The organism is Rhodopirellula islandica (assembly GCF_001027925.1).
GTDB classification, from domain to species: domain Bacteria; phylum Planctomycetota; class Planctomycetia; order Pirellulales; family Pirellulaceae; genus Rhodopirellula; species Rhodopirellula islandica.
Map to the genome: position 1 here is coordinate 131,335 of NZ_LECT01000028.1, position 19,686 is coordinate 151,020.

General features: G+C 57.6%; 11 protein-coding genes. 3 read left to right on the plus strand and 8 right to left on the minus strand.

The genetic code is table 11. From position 1 onward, the window contains the following. Window positions 1-27: 27 nt before the first annotated feature. From pstC to RISK_RS14210, 3 genes are all read right to left on the minus strand, one after another. On the minus strand, window positions 28-975 hold the full coding sequence (gene pstC, locus RISK_RS14200) for a phosphate ABC transporter permease subunit PstC (RefSeq protein WP_047814961.1): 948 nt from the start codon (window positions 973-975) through the stop codon (window positions 28-30). Window positions 976-1,088: 113 nt separating this feature from the next. After that, complete coding sequence (locus RISK_RS14205; protein ID WP_047814962.1) at window positions 1,089-2,147, minus strand: PstS family phosphate ABC transporter substrate-binding protein; 1,059 nt, start codon at window positions 2,145-2,147, stop codon at window positions 1,089-1,091. A gap of 577 nt (window positions 2,148-2,724) precedes the next feature. Beyond that, window positions 2,725-4,638 (minus strand): carbon starvation CstA family protein, encoded by a 1,914-nt coding sequence (locus tag RISK_RS14210; protein WP_047814963.1) that lies wholly within the window; start codon window positions 4,636-4,638, stop codon window positions 2,725-2,727. Between the two features lie 392 nt (window positions 4,639-5,030). On the opposite strand from RISK_RS14210, the gene RISK_RS14220 reads away from it, so the two are divergent. Then, the gene (locus RISK_RS14220) at window positions 5,031-6,164 is read left to right on the plus strand and encodes an FAD-dependent oxidoreductase (protein WP_047814965.1); all 1,134 of its coding nucleotides are present in this window, start codon (window positions 5,031-5,033) and stop codon (window positions 6,162-6,164) included. Between the two features lie 665 nt (window positions 6,165-6,829). Here RISK_RS14220 and RISK_RS14230 read toward each other — a convergent pair. The 4 genes from RISK_RS14230 to RISK_RS14245 all read right to left on the minus strand — a co-directional run bounded on the left by RISK_RS14230 (window position 6,830) and on the right by RISK_RS14245 (window position 13,598). Beyond that, entirely contained in the window at window positions 6,830-8,086 is a 1,257-nt protein-coding gene (locus RISK_RS14230; protein WP_047814967.1) for a sialate O-acetylesterase, read from the minus strand. 63 nt (window positions 8,087-8,149) lie between these two features. Then, entirely contained in the window at window positions 8,150-9,631 is a 1,482-nt protein-coding gene (locus tag RISK_RS14235) for a DUF1501 domain-containing protein (protein WP_047814968.1), read from the minus strand. Next, window positions 9,628-12,801 carry a DUF1553 domain-containing protein gene (locus RISK_RS14240; RefSeq protein WP_047814969.1) on the minus strand — a complete coding sequence of 1,058 codons (3,174 nt, stop codon included), beginning with the start codon at window positions 12,799-12,801 and terminating at the stop codon, window positions 9,628-9,630. Before RISK_RS14240 ends, RISK_RS14235 begins: the two co-directional genes overlap by 4 nt. Window positions 12,802-12,899: 98 nt before the next feature. Continuing rightward, window positions 12,900-13,598, minus strand: a complete 699-nt coding sequence (locus RISK_RS14245) for an ABC transporter ATP-binding protein (RefSeq protein ID WP_047814970.1) — start codon at window positions 13,596-13,598, stop codon at window positions 12,900-12,902. A 353-nt stretch (window positions 13,599-13,951) separates the two neighbouring features. On the opposite strand from RISK_RS14245, the gene RISK_RS14250 reads away from it, so the two are divergent. Next, window positions 13,952-14,731, plus strand: a complete 780-nt coding sequence (locus RISK_RS14250) for an NIPSNAP family protein (protein WP_047814971.1) — start codon at window positions 13,952-13,954, stop codon at window positions 14,729-14,731. Between the two features lie 48 nt (window positions 14,732-14,779). After that, entirely contained in the window at window positions 14,780-17,449 is a 2,670-nt protein-coding gene (gene mutS, locus RISK_RS14255) for a DNA mismatch repair protein MutS (protein WP_047814972.1), read from the plus strand. 295 nt (window positions 17,450-17,744) lie between these two features. On the opposite strand, the gene RISK_RS14260 is transcribed toward mutS, so the two are convergent. Beyond that, a complete protein-coding gene (locus tag RISK_RS14260) occupies window positions 17,745-19,433 on the minus strand; it encodes an FG-GAP repeat domain-containing protein (RefSeq protein WP_047815067.1) in 1,689 nt (562 codons plus the stop codon). Window positions 19,434-19,686 lie beyond the last annotated feature (253 nt).

A 19,686-nucleotide genomic window follows, 5' to 3' on the forward strand; every position in this document is an offset into this window, starting at 1 on the left:
ACGCATGAGAGAAGAACGCGGGATGACTTAGGAATAAACTTCTTGGTAACGGCGACGGATCAGTTGCCCGACCAAAGTCATCCCAAATGTGATCGTAAACAACGTGATTGCGACCGCGTACAAGCTGAAGTACTGAACGGTCCCGTACTCGTTCTCACTCTTGATCATTTCAACGATGAACCCTGTCATCGTTTGCGATTGCTCACGAGGATCCGCCGTGAACGTGGCTCGCGTCCCCGCTGCCAAAGCCACCACCATCGTCTCGCCAATCGCTCGACTGAAAGCCAGCAAGAAAGCGGAGATGATCCCGGACAGTGCCGCGGGCACGACCACTTTGATGGACGTCTCAAACGGCGTGCATCCCAGCCCATAAGCGGCTTCTCGAAGGGCCCTTGGAACGGCATGCAGGGCGTCTTCCGATAGACTGCAAACCATCGGCAAACAAAGAATGCCAACTGCAATGCCAGCACTGGTCGCGTTGAACGTGTCGAATCCGCCAGCCGAGAGAAACTGCAACGAAGGGCTGACAATCAGAACAGCAAAGTAGCCCAGGACCACGGTGGGGATTCCCGCAATGACTTCCAAGGTCGGCTTCAGCACGGCCCGCACTCGGTCGGACGCGAACTCGGACAAAAAGACCGCCGTGATCAAACCGCACGGCAAGGCAATCAACATGGCGATCATCGTGACCCGCAGGGTCCCCGACAGAAGCGGCCAAATCCCAAACTGAGCCTTGGCAATGTCTTTGCTTTGAAGAGCGGTCCATTCTGTCCCCGTGAGAAACCCACGGAGACTGACGTGCTCGCTCTGAAAGAAATGCCAGCTTTCACCAATCAACATCACAATGATGCCGACGGTGATCCCAACCGTCAGCAAAGCGCACAGTGCAAGCAAAGCCACCATGGCTTTTTCTTGCACCACTCCAATGCCGGTCGAACGAAACTTCTTGTTGACAAGTGCGGCTGGACGATTCAAGGCAATCTACCCGATCGGCCACCGTGCTTGATTCGCAAGGCGGCCCTATGAAATGCCTTTGCCGCCAGAGCAGCGACAAAGGAATCAGTCTGTAAGAAACTGAAACAGTCTGTTTAGGGAACGAGATTTTCGTCGATGAACAAATCGGTCAAGGCACCGCTGCGGCTTTCACCAGCTTCATCGACGAAGTGGGTGCCCGTTTTCACAGCGTCCAAATTCGCTTGGGCTTTTGCCATCACGGCTTCGGGCAACCGAACGTAACCCACCTTTTGACTGACTTCGGGGGTATTGGCCAAGAAGTACTCGACGAACACTTGAACCTCAGCTCGGTTGAGCGAATCCGTGTTCACATAGATGAACAACGGACGGCTGAACGGAGCGTAACGATTCGACGCGATGTTGTCGGTGGTTGGCTGGTAGGCGGTTTCATCCTTGGGATTGACAATGGAAACCGCACGCAGCTTGTCTTTGTTTTCTTCGTAGTAAGCCACTCCGAAGAAACCGATTGCGAATTTGTTGTCCGAAACACCTTTGACCAAGATGTTGTCGTCTTCGTTCAAGTTCATGTCGCCGCGAAGTTCTTCCTTCGACTTCTTCGCCAACACTTCGTGGAAGTAGTCGTAGGTGCCCGACCCGGTGCCCGGCGAATAAATCTGAATCGCCTCTTCGGGCCAACTCGGATCCACATCACTCCAATTTTTCACCGCTTCGTCACCGACAAACATGGATTTCAGCTGATCGACCGTCAATTCTTTGACCCAATCGTTCTGTGGGTTCACGACGATGGTCAAACCGTCGTAGGCCACCGGAAGCTCCACAAAGGTGACGTCGTTTTCTTTGCAGTTTTCAAATTCACCCGATTTGATTGGGCGAGAGGCATCCGAGATGTCCGTGCCTTTGTCGTAAAAGCTCTTGAACCCGTTTCCAGTTCCGTTGCCGCTAACGATGATGTCGACATTGGGATGCTCTTGAATGAACCCTTCCCGGATGGCGTTGCTGATGGGCTGAACCGTGCTGCTGCCGTCAACTTTGATCGTGCCGACCAAGTTCGATTCAGCGGCCGGCGCCGATGAGTCGCCGTCGGTCTCCGGGGTGGAACTGGACTTGTCACAGCCCGTCGAAACAACCGCGAGAGCGATCCAGCAAGAGAGGGCAAACGAAGTGAATTTCATGGTCGGATCGCCTGATAAATGGGGACGATAGAGTGGGGAGGTGGGGGCACATCTGTTTCAAAGTCACAGAATCCGTCGCGTCCATTGCGCTGCTGTGTGCTGCTGATCCTTTGCAGTTCATTTCCAGCGAGGACGAATTGTAGTCCTCTTCCCTAGGTTGACAAACAGCCCGCCAACGCTCCCCGAGCAACCTCGATCGCCTCCTAAAACAATGTATTCAGAGGTTTTAGACGCCCTTGACCGCACCAAAATGACGGATTGTCGCCACCAAACCGTTTGAAGATCTTGTGAAGAAATGGCCGGTCAGAAGTCGCAAAGTGCCCGCGACCGCGCAGCTCCCCCCCAACGGACATGCTCAACGTCGCACCTGCGAAGACAGCCTTCGCAATCGCGATGGCGGCTGAAACGCGTCCCCGGTTCCAGATGTCTCGGCAGCCACCCAACCAGACTCGCTAAGCAGGTCGGCAGGAGTGATCAAGCACAACCATGTGAGCCGTTTGGGCGTTCGCCCCGGTTGTGCGTGAAAACCGTGGCTAACGCCAGCGGCTCACATACCCGATGACACCTGCGTACCTGCTTAGTTCGCGGTCAGGGGATCGCTGCTCCCGAACTCGTCGCTGGTGTCGGCCTGCTGCATCACTTCCGGCAAACGACGCCAAAGTGAGATCGCTTCTCCCACCATCCAGGCCTGCAAAATCAACACGAACGAGCCAAACCCAATCAGCACGTAGTCACGCTGTGGCCACCAGTTGTTGACCAAGTCAAAGACCATCGCCCAAGCCGGCAACAACAACATCATTCCCATTGGGATCGCCAGCACCGCCACCGGTCGACTTCTTCGGGCGAGATAGAACACGGCCACCATCAAAGCCAAACCCGCCAGCAACTGATTGGTCGCACCGAACAACGGCCACAACATCAAACCACCCTTGCCGGGACTCTCGCCTGCGAAAACGGCGATCGCCATTCCGATGCCAACCGCGATGGTGGTCGCCACGTACTTATTGGTTCCCATTTGCCACCCCGCGGACGAGGCCAGTTCACTGATCACGTAGCGCTGCAACCGAGTCGCGGTGTCCAACGTCGTCGCCGCAAAACAGGCCACCATCACCGCCATGATGGCAACGCCGTATTTCAAGGGGATCCCAATCGCGGAGATGAAGTTGGCTCCTCCATCGATGAACGCCGCGAGTTTTTTGTCGAGCCCCTGGCTCTTCCATCCGCCACCGGCGACTGCCGTCCCAGCCGCAACTTCCGCCGCCGATGGTCCAGTTCGATAATAGGAACGCCAGGCGGCCGAACCGTCCAAAGCGGCTTCCCCTGCAGCAGCTTCCGCCATCGCCACCGGCTCTTGCCGCGTGATTTCGATCGACCCCGAAGATGCATCGCGAGTCAAACGCCCCATCCCAACTCCTGCACAACAAGCCAAGATCACCAGCACGGCCAGCATCCCTTCGCCCAGCATCGAGCCGTAACCAATCATTTGCGCGTCACGAGCATTCTTGAGCTGCTTGCTCGTCGTTCCGCTGCTGACCAAGCAGTGAAATCCGCTGCAGGCACCACAGGCAATCGTGATGAACAAAAACGGCAGCATCGGGGGTGCATCCGCAGGAACCTGCTTGGCAATCGCGGGCGCCGCCGTGGACAGATTGGCTTGCCCGTTCAGCGACGCGACCGCCAACCCGGCAACCAACAACACCAACGCCACCCCCAACTGCAAACTGTTCAAAAAATCGCGAGGCTGAAGCAACAACCAAACCGGCAACACCGACGCAAAGAACGCGTAGATCAGCAACAACAACGTCCACACGACGACCGGCGTCATGTACACCGAATCGGCAGGCAACACCTCCGCCAAATCCAGCGGCAACGCGGTCGCGCCCAGGTAAACCGTCAGGTACAGGATTCCCAATCCGATCAAACACGGCACCACCAAGTTGCCTCCGCGGCGGATCACCGACCAACCGATGAACGCCGCGACTGGCATCGCCGTCCAAACGGAGAGCACCGACTCGGGATACAACTTGAAAATATTCGCGATCACCAATCCGAACACCGCCAACACAATCGACAGGGCCATCGCCAACACGATCAGGAACAACACCTTGGCTCGTGGCGAAATCAACCGTCCCGCTGCCTGTCCGATCGATTCACCTCGACTGCGGATCGAAATCACCAAGGCGGCGAGGTCATGCACGCCTCCGACCAAGATCGAACCAAACACAACCCACAGCAAAGCCGGCAACCATCCCCAAAAAACCGCGAGTGCTGGACCAACAATTGGTCCGGTTCCAGCAATGCTGGTGAAATGGTGGCCGAAGACAATGGACCGATCCGTCGGCACGAAATCAACGTCGTCCCGCTGGGCCACGCTGGGCATGGTTTCATCCGCACTGAGACGGAACAATTTGTTCGCCAGATAGCGGCCATAGGTGTGATACGCAACGACAAACGCGACCATCGAAAGGATCGCAATGACAAGAGTGCTCATGCGGGGAGATCAGCTGACTGACAAAGAGGGGAAAGGCAAAGTGGGGAAAGGATGGTGGGGCTCGAATGACAACCGCAGTCCAGCGGCAGGCGGTCGGCAACCTGCACTCGCCATTGAATGGGTGGGACCTCGGTTCGCACGACGGCACTGTTTTTCGCAACGGGACTCGGTGTCACAAGCGAAAACGGGCCAAATCGGCCGACGTGAAGCGATTCACGCCGACAGCACCGAGAGATCGAATCGAACCGTTCCCGGCGGAATTTCTACCGTTGTCCGGTCGTCGATTCGGATTCGCCCCCTATAATACGCGAAACGCGTGGGCTCCGAACGATGTCGCTGGCCCAATCGAGACCATTTCGCATACGCGACCACTCACTCATCAAGATTGAACCATGAGCTCTGCTTCAAGCAACGGAAACGCCCAACCCAAGACAGAAAAGACCATCATCATCGGCAGCGGGCCGGCCGGTTGGTCCGCGGCCATCTACGCGGCGCGGGCAAACCTGGATCCCGTCCTTTACGAAGGCACCGTCAAGCCAGAAATGATTCCGCTGGGACAACTCGCCTACACCACCGAGATCGAAAATTTCGCTGGGTTCCCGGCCGGCAACATCCGCGCGTTCGTTGAATCCGCCGTTGACAAGGACCGCCACTGGAACCTGCCGATGGTTCCTGAAGGCCACGAAAAAGACGGCCAACCCCACTACGCCGTGCAAGGCGTGGAGCTGATGGAATTGATGAAGCAACAAGCGATCAACTTCGGAACCCGAGTGGTCGGAGACGATATCGAACGAGTCGACTTCTCGGGACCGCCGCACACGCTGTATCCCGCCTCGGGCGATCCCGTCCAAGCCCACTCGGTGATCATCGCCACAGGTGCTCGCGCCAATTACCTGGGTCTCCCCAGCGAAGAACTCTACAAGAACAAAGGTGTCAGTGCCTGTGCCGTTTGTGACGGAGCCTTGCCCGTCTACCGTGGCAAACCCCTCGCGGTTGTCGGCGGTGGTGACTCCGCGGTCGAAGAAGCCACCTACCTGGCCAATCTCAAAGGTGCCGACACGATTTACTTGCTCGTGCGTCGCGACCAAATGCGTGCCAGCAAGGTCATGCAAGACCGAGCGATCAATCACCCCAACATTGAAATCCTCTGGAACACCGTTGTCGAAGAAGTTCTCGGTGACGAAAAACTGGTCAACGCACTGCGTCTGAAAGACACCGTGGACGGCTCCACCCGTGAACTGAAAGTCGGCGGCATGTTCGTCGCTATCGGTCACACGCCCAACACAACGTTCTTGGACGGCGCTGTCGACATGAACAGCGAAGGCTACATCCAGTGGAGCAAGGCGTTCCGAACCAACACATCCGTCCGTGGCGTCTTCGCAGCGGGCGATGTCGCGGATGATTACTACCGTCAAGCGATCACTTCCGCTGGGACGGGCTGCATGGCAGCGTTGGATGCCGAGCGTTTCCTGGTCGAACATGAGGAAGCAGCCGGGACCAGCGAAGCACGTCCTTCGTTGACCTAAGAAGCATGACCTTGGTTCGAAACCCCAAGGCTTCCGTCACTCCGCGACTGGTTGTGCGTGTCCGGATGATCGAACAACCGCGGGGGGCGTCGATTGAATCAACGCAGCATTTGGTAGTGGACGAGGCAACGAGTCCCTCGCGTGGGGAAGGACTTGTTGCCTCGTCCACTACGGTTCAGATGCTCGACGAAGGACGCTTCGAAAAACGTCGGTAATAAAAAAGACGTCCCGAGCGGTGACAGTCGTGACAGGCTTGTTGATTGAGTACGTTTCGCAGATTGAGCGATCAGCCATTCGGCGTGAGCCTGGGCTGCTAAAAGTTCAGGGTTGGCATTCTGATCGCGGATGCAAATTTTCTTCCGGCTTCGGTCTTTCTCCATCCCGGTAGGGATGTCAGATGGTAGCCGGGGGTCGCTGCGTAGCAGCACACCCCCGGTAAACGAGCCCCCCTGAAAAACTCTCCCTCCCGCCGTGGCCGATGGCCACGGCGGGAGGGAGAGTGGCGACGCGGGCATGTCCGTCGGTGGCGATATCGCTTACCGACGGCTACTCTCCGTCATCCTTACCGGGATGAAGACTTGCGCAAACGAATACGCTCCCCAACACCAAACTTTTCGCAGTCCAGCGTTTCAAAAATCCCGCGTTGGACTTTCATTGTCGCGGCGTTAGTTGGATGAATCACCGGAACTGCCTTGCAACTCCAGCATCGCCAACGCGAACGCTTCGCCGATCTGGGCCATGGTCTTTCCACAGCCCAGGTAGTGATAACCGGCGTTGGACGCCCCGCGATTCCACAACGCGAGCTCTGCTTCTGAGATCAGCTCGCGTTCAAATTCTTTCATGAATTCGGATTGCTGTTCTGGGGTCATGGATCCGTCCTGGTTCTCGTGCCCTCGCTGCTTCGTCCGCAATTGATAGGACTTCTGCCGAACTTCCGCGAACTTGCTCGCGATGGCCCCCAGTGACTCGTCCCAGTACGGCCCGGTTGGAACCGCCACGACGTTGCCACGAAAGGCCTCCATTTTCGCAGGAGCCGCCATCGCATCTCGGAACTGCTGGTGATCGGGACTGGGGTTTTCGCCGTCGACTCCCAACACCCCGATCACAAACGGCAACTCCTTCGCACTCGAGTCAACATCGCTCAAATCCGACCGCACGTCGCGAATGAAGTCCGCCATCCACTGCGAGTACTTAGCGAAACGATTCTGCTCGGCGTTGGCAGGCAGTGGAGGATAAACGTCCCGGTTGACGACATCGTTCCAACCTTGGAACCAAACGAATCCTGCCAGCTCATAACCTTGATCTTCTTGATAGGCAGGCACCACTCGATCGAGATCACTCAGCACGGACTTCACGTGTTCCATCATCAGTCGGTAGTACTTGCCCGAGTCTTGCTCATGATTGCGATCTCGCTCGATGTCGTTGGCTGTCCGTGGATAGACTCCAGCACTTGGCGGACGAAAGTCGTAGTGCAGAGACTTGCCGCCCCAAGCGGTTTTGATCAGCAGAATCGGGGCGTCGGTGTTTTCCTCGAGCGTCAAACCAAACGTGAACTCGGGGCCAATCTTGCCACCATCTTCACTCGGATTCGGTCGCGAACCATAACCAGTGGTCAGCTTGCCCAGGCCTTCCCCGTTTGCTTCGCCTCGACCGGTCAGATACGAAATCCAAACCCGGTCACACTCCCGGAAGGAGCCGTCTTCGCTGCGCATGCGTTGGAGCAACGACTTGGCTTGTGGATCATCGCTCATGTAGCCGATTGTTTCGACCTTGGCGTGCCCTTCCATGTTGGACTGCCCCGCCAGGATATAAACCTGCAGTGGCGGAAGAGGCTTCGAAGTCGACGAATCGTCCCCGAGTGTGGGGACGGTGATTGGCAACGCGACTAGCAAACAGCCAACCAAACAAACGGCACGCAACATCGATAGAGCCTCAACAGAATACGGAAGGTAGACGAGGCGATCGCACCGATGGCGTTCACCCGGTCAAGCCAGAATGTCATGCACAACTTCACCGTGCACGTCGGTCAAACGGAATTGACGCCCTTGATATCGGAACGTCAAACGCTCGTGATCGACGCCCAACAAGTGCATGATCGTGGCATGCAAATCATGGATATGAACGGGAGCCTCCGTCAAGTTGTACCCAAAATCGTCGGTTGCACCGTGCACGATGCCGGGCTTCACCCCTCCGCCGGCCATCCACAAACTAAAGCATCTGGGGTGGTGATCGCGACCGAAACTGGTTTCCGTCAGCTTGCCTTGGCAATAATTGGTCCGCCCGAATTCGCCGCCCCAAATGACCAGCGTGTCTTCGAGCATTCCCAACCGTTTGAGATCTTGCACCAACGCCGCTGACGCTTGGTCGGTTGCCTTGCACTGATTGGGCAATCCCTTGGGCAGGCCGCCGTGATGGTCCCACCCTTTGTGATAAAGCTGAATGAAACGCACACCACGCTGCGCCAATCGCCGAGCCATCAAACAGTTTGCGGCAAAGGAACCTGGGTTCTTGGAATCTTCGCCGTACAGTTCAAAAACCTCTTCGGATTCGTCTGCGAAATCAGTGGCCTCGGGAATCGAGGACTGCATGGCAAATGCCATCTCGTATTGAGCAATGCGAGCCTCCACCAACGGATCCGCGTTGCTCGCCAATTGCATCTGGTGCAATTTCGAAAGGGCGTCCATGGCGGAGCGGCGACTTTGCGTGTCGATGCCTTGCGGGTTGCTGAGATACAACACCGGATCGGCTCCGCTTCGGAACTGAACGCCTTGGTGCTCACTGGGCAAAAACCCGTTGCCCCAAAATCGCGAAACCAAGGGCTGGCCGCTGTTTTGATTCTTGGTGGTCATCACCACAAACGCGGGCAAGTTTTCATTCTCGCTGCCCAACCCATAATCGACCCAAGCGCCCATGCTGGGACGCCCGGGGAACATGCTGCCGGTCTGCATGAATGTGACCGCGGGTCCGTGGTTGATCGCCTCGGTGTACATCGACCGAACCACACAGATGTCGTCCGCGATCTTTGACGTGTACGGCAATTGGTCGCTCATCCAAGTGCCACATTCACCGTGTTGCTTGAATTCAAACGGGGAACCCACCAACGGCAAACTCGATTGGTTGCCGCTCATCCCTGTCAAACGTTGGCCACCACGAATTTCATCGGGCAGTTCGGTGCCGTGTTTTTCGTTGAGCAAAGGTTTGTAATCAAACAAATCCAATTGTGACGGTGCCCCCGACTGGAACAAAAAGATCACTCGCTTTGCTTTCGCGGCGTGATGCAGCATCCCCATCGAACCAGGAACCGGTGTGCCCGCCCCCAGTGCGTCCGGCGAGCTGGCCGATGCGTTGGAATCCCCCAGACTGCTGGCGAGCAATTGCCCCAGCGCCATGCCGCCAAACCCGTAGGCGGAGTTTTGCAGCAACGCACGCCGATGGATGGAGATCGGATTCAATTCGGAAGAGCTCATCGTTTCACCAAGCACAAATCAAAGTTCAGCAACGTTCCCACCACGACGGTCATCGCCGCCACACGGCTGGCATCCAGCGAAGCGTCCGGATCAGCATCGCCAATCGCGAGAAATTCGCTTGTTGCCGCCTCATGGGATTGAAAGTAATTCCATTGTTCTTCGTACAGTTCCACCAGCACGCTGAGTTGCTCCGCCGTCGGGTGCCGACTGGTTGTGATTCGAAACGCATCGTGAAGCATTTTCTGACCATCGTCCTGCGGAGCGTCTCGCACCAAGTGCTCCGCCAGCCCACGAGCGGCCTCGATCGTTTGCGGGCCATTGAGCATCACGAAGGCTTGCAGCGGCGAAGCGGTTCGCTCCCGCTGCACGCGGCAAACGTCTCGTTTGGCAGCATCCAGAGTTGTCATCACCGGCGCGGGGCTGGTTCGCTTCCAATACGTGTACAAACTGCGTCGGTACAATCCCTCGCCTTGGTCGCGACCGGTGGGTTTGAACGACACTTCCACTTCGTATGGCTTGGCCGGCGGTCCGCCCATTGCGTGAACCAAACGTCCGCCCGCGGCGAGAGCTTGATCACGCAGCATTTCAGCCGGCAATCGATAGGTCGGAAAATGCGAGAGCAAACGATTGGTGGGATCGACCAACGCCAGATTGTCTTGCGTTGAAACACTGCTGCGACCGTAGGCATCGGACAGCATGATTTGCTTCATCATCCGTTTCAGGTCCCAGCCGTTGTCGGCCAAATCCAAGGCCAACCAATCCAGCAACTCGGGATGCGTTGGCGGCATGCCTTGGCTTCCGAAATCTTCGGGTGTGCGGACCAAGCCTTGCCCGAAACTGATCTGCCACAATCGGTTCACCGCGACACGTGAAGTCAGCGGGTGCTCGCGATCGCACAACCATTTCGCCAACGTCAAACGGTTTGGGTTGGCGGTGTCGGCTTCCGGCAACGGCGGCAAGAAGTCAGGCGTTCCCGGTTGGACTTCTTGTTGTGGGCTGTCGTAGACACCGCGTGCCAGCAAGTGAGTGGGGCGTGGTTGAGGCGTCTCCCGCATCACCATGATTTCATCGATCGAGTCCTCCAGTTTGCACTTGGCCAGCCGCACGTCTCGCAATGACTGGCGTGCCGCGTCCACCTCGGCATCCCAACGCAGCAGAGCGTGTTGGATCCGTTGCTCGGGTTCCCAATCCGCCTCGAGATCAAACTCGTAATCGTCTCGAACGAGTTGCTGAATTTCGAGGTCGCTCAAACGAACATCAAAGACGCGGAATTGGTCAACGGCTCCCTGTTTGAAACCACGGTCTCGCATTCGTTCGCCGAGGGTGATGTGGTCGCCGCCCCCGCCTTGGATTTGTTTCGACAACGCATCTCGAACCACGGTGGTCTTCACTTCTTTGCCGTTGATGTGAACCGTCAATCCCGATGCGGAACTGGAACCTTCCGTCGAAGCGGTGACGTGCACCCACTCGCCGACGGGAATGGCTTCGGTGGTCATCACACTGATCGCGTTTCCCGGCCAAAAATGAATCTGCGACCATTGAAGTTTGCCATCCAGGATCAGCAACTCATAGCCGCGACTGGCAGCATCGGTCCAGGCTCGTGAGCGATGCCAAACGACGGCTCGTTCTTTGACATCCGGTGTCTTCATCCACAATGCGACCGAGAAAGGTTGCGACCGATCGAAGTTACCAACCTCCGTCGCAACCGCGTCATCACCAGTCAACTGCCAGGCTTTGCCAACCTTCCCATCCACCGATTGATTGGGCGACTTGGGATCGTCTTCGAAATCCAAGGATGCGATCGGCTGAGCCAGGTGATGCTCGGGCAAGGAATCACTCGGGATTGATTTCGAATCCTTCCATTGCTGCGACCAGTGTTCGCGTCGCTTCTGAATCGTCTCACGAAGCTTCTTCTCCGCCACGGCAACATCGCTTTGCAACTGCGTCAACCGACGTGCTTCGTCTTCGGTTGGCAGCGGCAGCGTCGGGGTGGGCACCGATGGCGTGAAGTACGAATACAGACCTGCTTCATCGATGTTGTCAAAGAACGCATTCAGTTGAAAATAGTTTTCCTGACTGATCGGATCGTATTTATGGTTGTGACATCGGCAACATTCATACGTCAGTCCCATCATCGCCGTCGCAACCGTCTGAGCTCGGTCGGCAACGTATTCGATTCGAAATTCTTCCGGCACACTGCCGCCTTCGACCTTCTGTGGGTGCAGTCGGTTGAAGGTGGTCGCCAAGGTCTGAGCCTGAGTCGCGCCCGGCAACAGGTCACCCGCCAATTGCTGGGTGACAAATTCGTCGTAGGGCATGTTCCCGTTGAAAGCCTGGATCACCCAATCTCGCCACGGCCAAACGAAACGATCGCGATCGACTTGATAGCCGTAGGTGTCGCTGTAGCGTGCCACGTCGAGCCAGTCGGTTGCCATGCGCTCGCCGTACTCCGGTCGTGCGAGCAATCGATCGATGACGCGGTTCTTGGCCAGCGGAGATTGGTCCGCCAGGAACGCATCGAGTTCAGAAAGACTTGGCGGCAAACCAATCAAATCGAACGTGACCCGGCGCAACCAAGTTTCGCGATCCGCCTCGCCCTCGGGTTTCAAGCCAGCCTGGGTCAGCGAGCGATTGATGAACCGATCGATCTCACTGGTAGCCAAAGACTCTTCCGCCGCCGATGCAGCCTCGGGCACGTCCACGTCAGCTGGCGAGATGAAAGACCAATGGCTCTGGTAACGAGCCCCTTGTTCGATCCAGCGACGAATGGTTTCCGTTTGCTCGGGCGTGACCTGGCGTTCCGAATCCGGAGGCGGCATCAACATTTCCGGGTCATCGGCAACCATCCGCAACCACACTTCGCTTTCTTCGGCATCGCCTTCGACGATGGCCCAGTCCTTGGCACCTTCTTCGGTGTCCAAGTGCAGACCGGCTTCGCGATTCTCATCGTCCGGTCCGTGACAATGGAAACAATTCTCCGACAAGATCGGACGAATGTCGCGATTGAACTGAATCGTGTCTTCTGCCTGGTCGGCATCATCTGCCGATGCCGACTGGACCCACAGGACCGTTCCGATCAACGGAACAAACAAGGTCCAACCAATGAGCTTTGAAAGAACAACGTCGCAATCGCGTGCGCAGGTGGAGATTGAAATCAATGGATCACGCATCGCAGGCGATGGTTGAGTGGTGGGAAGGCAGGAGAGAGGCACTCCGGTAAGAAACCGAAACGACGAACCACGCGGGTCCGTCAGTGCCACACTCCATCTTAGACGGTCCGCAATCTCCCGTCACATATATAGACTACGCGGTCAGCTCGCTCGGCGACGCGTTCATCATGGGTCACCACCACCAGGGTGGCACCTTCTTCCTGGCGGAGTTCATCCAGCAGATCCATCACTTCATCCCCTCGCTCCGTGTCCAACGCACCCGTGGGTTCATCCGCCAGAATCAACGGGGGGTTGCCCGCGATCGCTCTTGCGATGGCCACTCGCTGACGCTGGCCGATCGAGAGTTTGTCAGCGCGGTGGTTCACTCGGTCACCCAACCCCACTCGCTCGAGCAACCGGATCGCCTCCGCCCTTCGCTGCGACACATTGGGATGCGTGTCAAACATCGTCAGCTGAACGTTTTCCTGCGCCGTCAGATTCGGCAGCAAGCGATACGACTGGAAGATGAAGCCGATCTTGTGGGCTCGGAACTGATCCATACTGGGATACTCCGCCAAGCGTTTTCCTTCAAACCAGACTTCGCCTTGGGTCGGTTCATCCAACGCCCCCAGCATGTTCAGCAACGTCGACTTGCCACCACCGCTCGGTCCCACGATTGCGATGAATTCGGCGGACATGATCGACAAGTTGACATCTACCAATGCGTCCACGTCACCGTCGGCGAAATGCTTGCTCACGCCTCTCAGTTCGAGCAGAGCAGTTGTGTCAGCCGATGGTGTGCCACTTGGATCCGTCAACAGTTTCGTCCCGCTGCGTTGGAGGTGAAGGTTTGGCAGGGTCCGATGGGGGAGCCTGAACCCTGGTTGAGAATCCTATCACGCAAATCCGACGAATGAACTCCCAAGCGACGCCATGGTTTGCGTGGCGGCTGTTTGCCTGTGTTAAATTGGTCCTCGATGCCCCCCTTTCGCAATGTCGCTCAATCAAGAAATGTAGCAGGCACATTCCGTGTGCCGTCCGCTTCCAATCCCGGGATTTTGGTGCAGAAGCGGACGGCAAAAAGGATTGTGCCTGCTACCGACAGAGCGGCACTGCCCTGTCGCCTGATCACTCAGGCAACATTCCTCCCTCCCACTTTGAAGACAACACCATGAAACGATGGATGACGTTCGGCTGGATCGCCGCCCTTTGCCTCACCGCGAGTTTGAAACCTGCGATGAGTTCCGCTGACGAATACTACGAAGTCCGCACCATCGTGGTGGGAGAGAAAGGGGACGCCGCAGCAATCGATCAGTACCTGGAAAAGGCCCTGATTCCCGCGTTGGAACGCCAGGAGATTGGCCCGATTGGCGTCTTTGCTCCCAAAACCAAGCCTGACGAACAAAACGCGACCATTTTCGTGATCATTCCCTACGCCGAACTCGGCCAAATGGAATCTTCCCGCGCGGCGCTGGCGAAGGACTCGGAATACAAAAAAGCGGCCGCAGACTATCTGAGTCGCGACACCAAGACGGCTCCGTACTCACGAATCAGCAGCGAATTGCTGACCGCCATGGATTGCTGGCCCAAAACCGTTGTTCCCGCCGGAACACTTGAAAACGACGAACGAGTCTACGAACTCCGCCTGTACGAAAGCGCCAACGAGCGACTCGGTGACCTCAAGGTTGAAATGTTCAACCAAGGTGAAGTCCCGATCTTTCTTGACAGCGGCGTCCAGCCCATTTTCATCGGCCAAGCCTTGGTGGGTCCGCAAACGCCAAGCCTGACGTACCTGACGGTGTACAAAAATGACGCCGCTCGCGAAAAAGCGTGGGACGCTTTCCGAGCCCACCCGGACTGGAAAGTGCTGAGCAAGAACCCACGTTTCGGTGGCACGGTCAGCCGGATCGATAAATTCGTACTCTCGGCGAAACCTTACTCGCAAATGTGACCCCAGCGAGGCTGTCCCAGTTGGCGGCCTGCCGGTACGATTCGCAGCATGACTCCCATGATGCGACAGTACCACGAGGCGAAAGAGGCGTGCGGCGACGCATTGCTCTTCTTTCGCATGGGCGATTTCTACGAGCTGTTTTTGGACGACGCCAAGGTCGCTGCGGGGATCTTGGGGCTGACCCTGACCAGCCGTGACAAAGACAGCAAGAACCCAACGGCGATGGCGGGGTTCCCCCACCACCAACTGGATCAGTACCTTCAAAAGCTGATCCGAGCGGGCTTTCGAGCCGCCGTCTGCGAGCAAGTCGAGGACCCCAAATCGGCCAAAGGCTTGGTTCGCCGCGAAGTCACGCGGGTTGTCAGTGCTGGCACGCTGACCGACGAAGGCCTGCTCGACCCGAAAGAGCCCAACTACTTGGCGGCCGTCTTTGCACCCAGCCAGAAGGCTCGCGAAAAAGCTCAGAAACAAGCGGCGAAGAACAATGACCCGACTGGCGGCGACGTCGTTGGGATCGCTTGGGCAGAGCTTTCCAGTGGTCGATTCGAAGCCGGCGTTTTCCCCCGTGCCCGCTTGGACGATGAACTCGCCCGAATCGGCCCCGCCGAAGTCATCCACTGCGAAGACGATGCGTCGGTTCATCCGGACCCGACCGCGACGTGGTCCTGGACCGCTCGGCCCTCCTGGAGCTACGCCGCCGCCGACGCTGAAAAGTCGCTCTGCAAACAGCTCTCCGTTGCCAATCTCGAAGGCCTCGGATTTGAAGAGAACGGTGAGGTCGCGATTCGCGCCGCCGGTGCGGTGCTGTGCTACTTGAAGGAAACCCAGCGTGGCTCGCTGGATCACTTTCGCTCCCTGACCTGCCACAACCGCAGTCCGGTTCTGCAGATCGACGCGGCGACCCGGCGCAGTCTCGAAATCACTCGCACCATGCGGACCGGGTCACGCGAAGGAGCGATGCTGGGCGTCATCGATCGCACGGTCACGCCGATGGGATCGCGGTTGCTGGCCGAGCACCTCGCGGCTCCACTGATCGATGTCGATGCAATCGCGTATCGCGCCGATGCGGTCGACGAATTCGTTCGCAACCACAACTTGCGGGGCGACGTCCGAACGATTCTGGGCGACACCTACGACCTGACTCGCTTGCTCGCCCGTGTCGCCACGGGACGCACTGGCCCGCGAGACCTCCGACAGGTCGCGGTCACACTCAGCGGATTGCCGGCACTGAAAGCTCGTTTGACCGAGCGTGACAGCGCCTGCCTGACCCGCTTGGAATCGGAACTGCATCTCTGCCCGGAACTGCGTGAACAACTCGAAGCTGCGCTCAACGATGACTGCCCGTTGTCGGCGGCCGATGGCAACTTCATTCGCGAAGGCTTTGACTCCGAACTTGACACACTTCGTGAATTGGCTCGCGGCGGCAAGCGGTGGATCGCCGAATACCAACAGCGGCAAATGGACGAAACCGGCATCTCGAATTTGAAGGTCGGTTACAACCGCGTCTTTGGCTACTTCCTTGAAGTCAGCAACGCTCAAAAAGACAAAATCCCCGCGGACTTCATTCGCAAGCAAACGCTGAAGAATTGCGAACGGTACATCACGCCGGAACTGAAGGAATACGAAGAGAAGGTGCTGGCCGCAGACGACAAAGCGTCCAGTCGCGAACAAATGCTGTTCACGATGCTTCGCGAAAACACGCACAAGCACCTGGGCATCTTGCAAGAGGTCGCCAGCGCGATCGCGATGATCGATGTGGTCGCGTCGCTCGCCGAAGTCGCCGCCCAGCATCACTGGGTGCGTCCGACATTGACCGACGACAGCGTGCTTCGGATCGAAGGCGGTCGGCACCCGGTGCTGGATGTCACCATGCCTCAAGGCGAATTCGTTCCCAACGATTGCATTCAAAGCCCCGAAACAGGCATGATCCTGTTGATCACCGGCCCCAACATGGCGGGCAAAAGCACGTACATCCGCCAAGTCGCCCTGATCACGTTGCTCGCACAAACGGGCAGCTTCGTGCCCGCAACGTCTGCCGAAATTGGCATCGCCGATCGCATCTTTGCACGAGTCGGTGCCAGCGATGAACTCAGTCGCGGCCAAAGCACGTTCATGGTGGAGATGGTCGAGACCGCTCGCATCCTGAACACAGCAACGTCTCGCAGCTTGGTCATCCTCGACGAAATCGGACGTGGAACCAGCACGTATGATGGCCTGTCATTGGCCTGGGCGATCACCGAACACCTGCACGAACAGATCGGCGCTCGAACCCTCTTCGCAACTCACTACCACGAACTCGCCGCACTGCAGGAAACGCTTCCGCGAGTCGCCAACCTCAGCGTCGCGGTGAAAGAATGGCAAGACGAAGTGGTGTTCTTGCACCGCATCGTGCCGGGAAGTGCGGACAAGAGCTACGGCATCCAAGTCGCTCGATTGGCTGGGATTCCCGTGGAAGTCAACGAGCGTGCCAAAGATGTGCTCGCCCAACTCGAAGCCGATCACCGCGACAGCTTGGATCGCCCGACCATCGCTCCGCCGAGCGGCGGCAAAGGATCCGGTGACACGTATCAGCTGACCCTGTTTGGCTACGCCGATCACCCGTTGATCCAAGAGATTGAATCGGTCGACATTGATTCGATGTCACCCATTCAAGCTTGGCAGTTTTTGCAAGAGGCAAAAGCGAAACTCACCGCGGGTCCGAAAGCGGTGAAGGGGTAAGACCCGTTCCGCTAAGCAGGCAGGCAGGAATGATTGGGTTCCGCAAGTTTCATCCCTAGCGACGAGAGTCGGCAACGAGTTCGGAACGATCTGCCGCCGCTCCGCGGCTTTGGAGTGGGGGCGGGCATCCGAGACGTCGGGTTGGAACCCGACGCTATCAAATGTCACCGCTCCGCGGTTGGTTGACCAACATCTCAAACGAACAGTCGCGGAGCGACGGCATTTGGCCAGCCTTGGGTTTCAACCCAAGGTCCGGCCGTGACCAAAGCGAGCCCCAACGTTTCGATGGAGAACCTCAATTCTTCGTGCTCGCTTCTTTCCACCACCGGATGTGCGGGTCGCTGGATTCGCCATCGCGGAAGAAGTTGCCGATTGCGAATTCGTCGACGCCATCAGCGTCCATGTCGGCGACCTCGAGTGTGAGGTGCCGTTGAAGATCCGTTTCAAGGATCTCTCCCTCAAACACACCCGCCTCGGTTTGTCGCAACAACAACAGTGACGGGGAACCACTTCCTTGCCATGCAACGATGGTGGGCGTGGCCAACAGTGCTCCCGCGATCACATCGAGATCGCCGTCTCCATCGAAGTCGCCTGCTTGAGCTCGCAACACACCGGGCATGCTCGCCAGCCGATGATGCCGGAACTCTGCCCGAGGTGCTTGCCCTGATTTTGCGGGCGAAGACTCCTTCCATTGGCGTTGATCCTCGAACGGATTTTCCAGCCACTGAATTTGATGATGACGTTTGGCTCCTCGATCGAACGAGTCCCCGTTGCTGTACAGCACATCGACATCACCGTCGCGATCCAGGTCGACCAGTTCAATGCCCGTCGATCCATAAGACGGATCGGGAGCCGCATGCATCACGACGTTTCGAAAGTGCCCGGTTCCATCGTTGAAGAACGCTTCGATCACTTCATGCTCTTGGCTGATCAACGCCACAAAGTCCAGGTGCCCATCGCCGTTCAGGTCGATGGTGGGAACGTTGACCGGCCCGGATCGCTCGTCAATGGTTTCCAGCGTGAAAGCCTCCGCGCCAAGCTGAATGTCGACTTCGCCATCCCGACGCAATAAATACAGCCCGCCGGTTTTTCTCCACCCGAACACCGCCACGATGAAGTCGAGGTCCCCGTCGGAATCAAAATCGCCCGGCTGGACCTCGGCGACTCGGCCCAGCCCTTCCGCCAAAACGATCTTCTTCATCGTCCCGACTTCGTTGGCTTCCCCCGGTGCTTCTTGGTGAAGCGCGATGACCTGACCGAGGTCGCTGTCCGCGGCATTGAACTCACCCACATCCGCCACGATCAAATCCAACACCCCGTCGCCATCGAGGTCACAAGGCTCCACATGAACCGGTTGAAACAGGGTCGCCAATCGCTGGGGCGGTCGCTCGGGCTCACTGGGCCAACTTGCAAACAATGCTCCCGTGTTGACGTCGCACGCGACCAGGGCTGGTGAATCCCCCAATCCAGACGAGATCCATTGCAGATGACTGATCCCTGGCGGACGTGACGTTTCCAAATCGACCGGTCGCTGATCCCAACGGGCAGTGCTGGGGCCGAACTCTTGCTTCGCAAACGGCAAGTTCTTCGACTCTGGCGCCTGGATCTGAAAGAACTTCAATGCCTCGGTCCGATCGGGAACCACCAAATCGCTGCGTCCCGAATCCTTGTAGGTCATGTACATCTGGTCGACCAATTGCGGCCATTCATGCTTCGGGGCTCCCGCGGGTGATGGCATGACGTGACACGCCGTGCAAAACACTTCGACCTGGGGGCGCACCCGTTCGACCAACCGATCCCCGATCTTCCGCGCATCAGACGTTGCCGCTGAAGTCGCTGCCTCCACATCGGGATCGACGGGGTCGTTGGGCTGGTCCGTTGACGGCGCGACCGTGCGTTTCCCCGCCTCGGGCGGCGCATCGGACCGAGGCGTGCAGCCGAGTTCGAGTGAAAGCACTCCAAGGGCGATCCCAATGCCAAACAAACGAACGAGTGTCGGAGGCGTGCCACGAAACAAAAAAACAATCCCAAAACGAGTGAAAACAACCCTGCTGAGAGTTCCCCAGCGTGCTCATTCGCAGAACCGGGAAAGGGATCCCAAGACAACGAAATCCTGTTCGCAGTGTAGCCCCGCCGCTGATCGCAAAGCAATTGCTGGGATACAATGGCGTTCATGAACGCACCTTGTTTTCCATTGATGAATTCCCTCCGCCGCCACACTGCCGGGATTTACCAAT

Excerpts from the sequence above, each read along its gene's own strand:
- RISK_RS14205 (WP_047814962.1), bottom strand. The coding sequence starts at position 2,147 with ATGAAATTCACTTCGTTTGCCCTCTCTTGCTGGATCGCTCTCGCGGTT.
- RISK_RS14210 (WP_047814963.1), bottom strand. The coding sequence starts at position 4,638 with ATGAGCACTCTTGTCATTGCGATCCTTTCGATGGTCGCGTTTGTCGTT.
- RISK_RS14220 (WP_047814965.1), top strand. The coding sequence starts at position 5,031 with ATGAGCTCTGCTTCAAGCAACGGAAACGCCCAACCCAAGACAGAAAAG.
- RISK_RS14230 (WP_047814967.1), bottom strand. The coding sequence starts at position 8,086 with ATGTTGCGTGCCGTTTGTTTGGTTGGCTGTTTGCTAGTCGCGTTGCCA.
- RISK_RS14235 (WP_047814968.1), bottom strand. The coding sequence starts at position 9,631 with ATGAGCTCTTCCGAATTGAATCCGATCTCCATCCATCGGCGTGCGTTG.
- RISK_RS14240 (WP_047814969.1), bottom strand. The coding sequence starts at position 12,801 with ATGCGTGATCCATTGATTTCAATCTCCACCTGCGCACGCGATTGCGAC.
- RISK_RS14250 (WP_047814971.1), top strand. The coding sequence starts at position 13,952 with ATGAAACGATGGATGACGTTCGGCTGGATCGCCGCCCTTTGCCTCACC.
- mutS (WP_047814972.1), top strand. The coding sequence starts at position 14,780 with ATGACTCCCATGATGCGACAGTACCACGAGGCGAAAGAGGCGTGCGGC.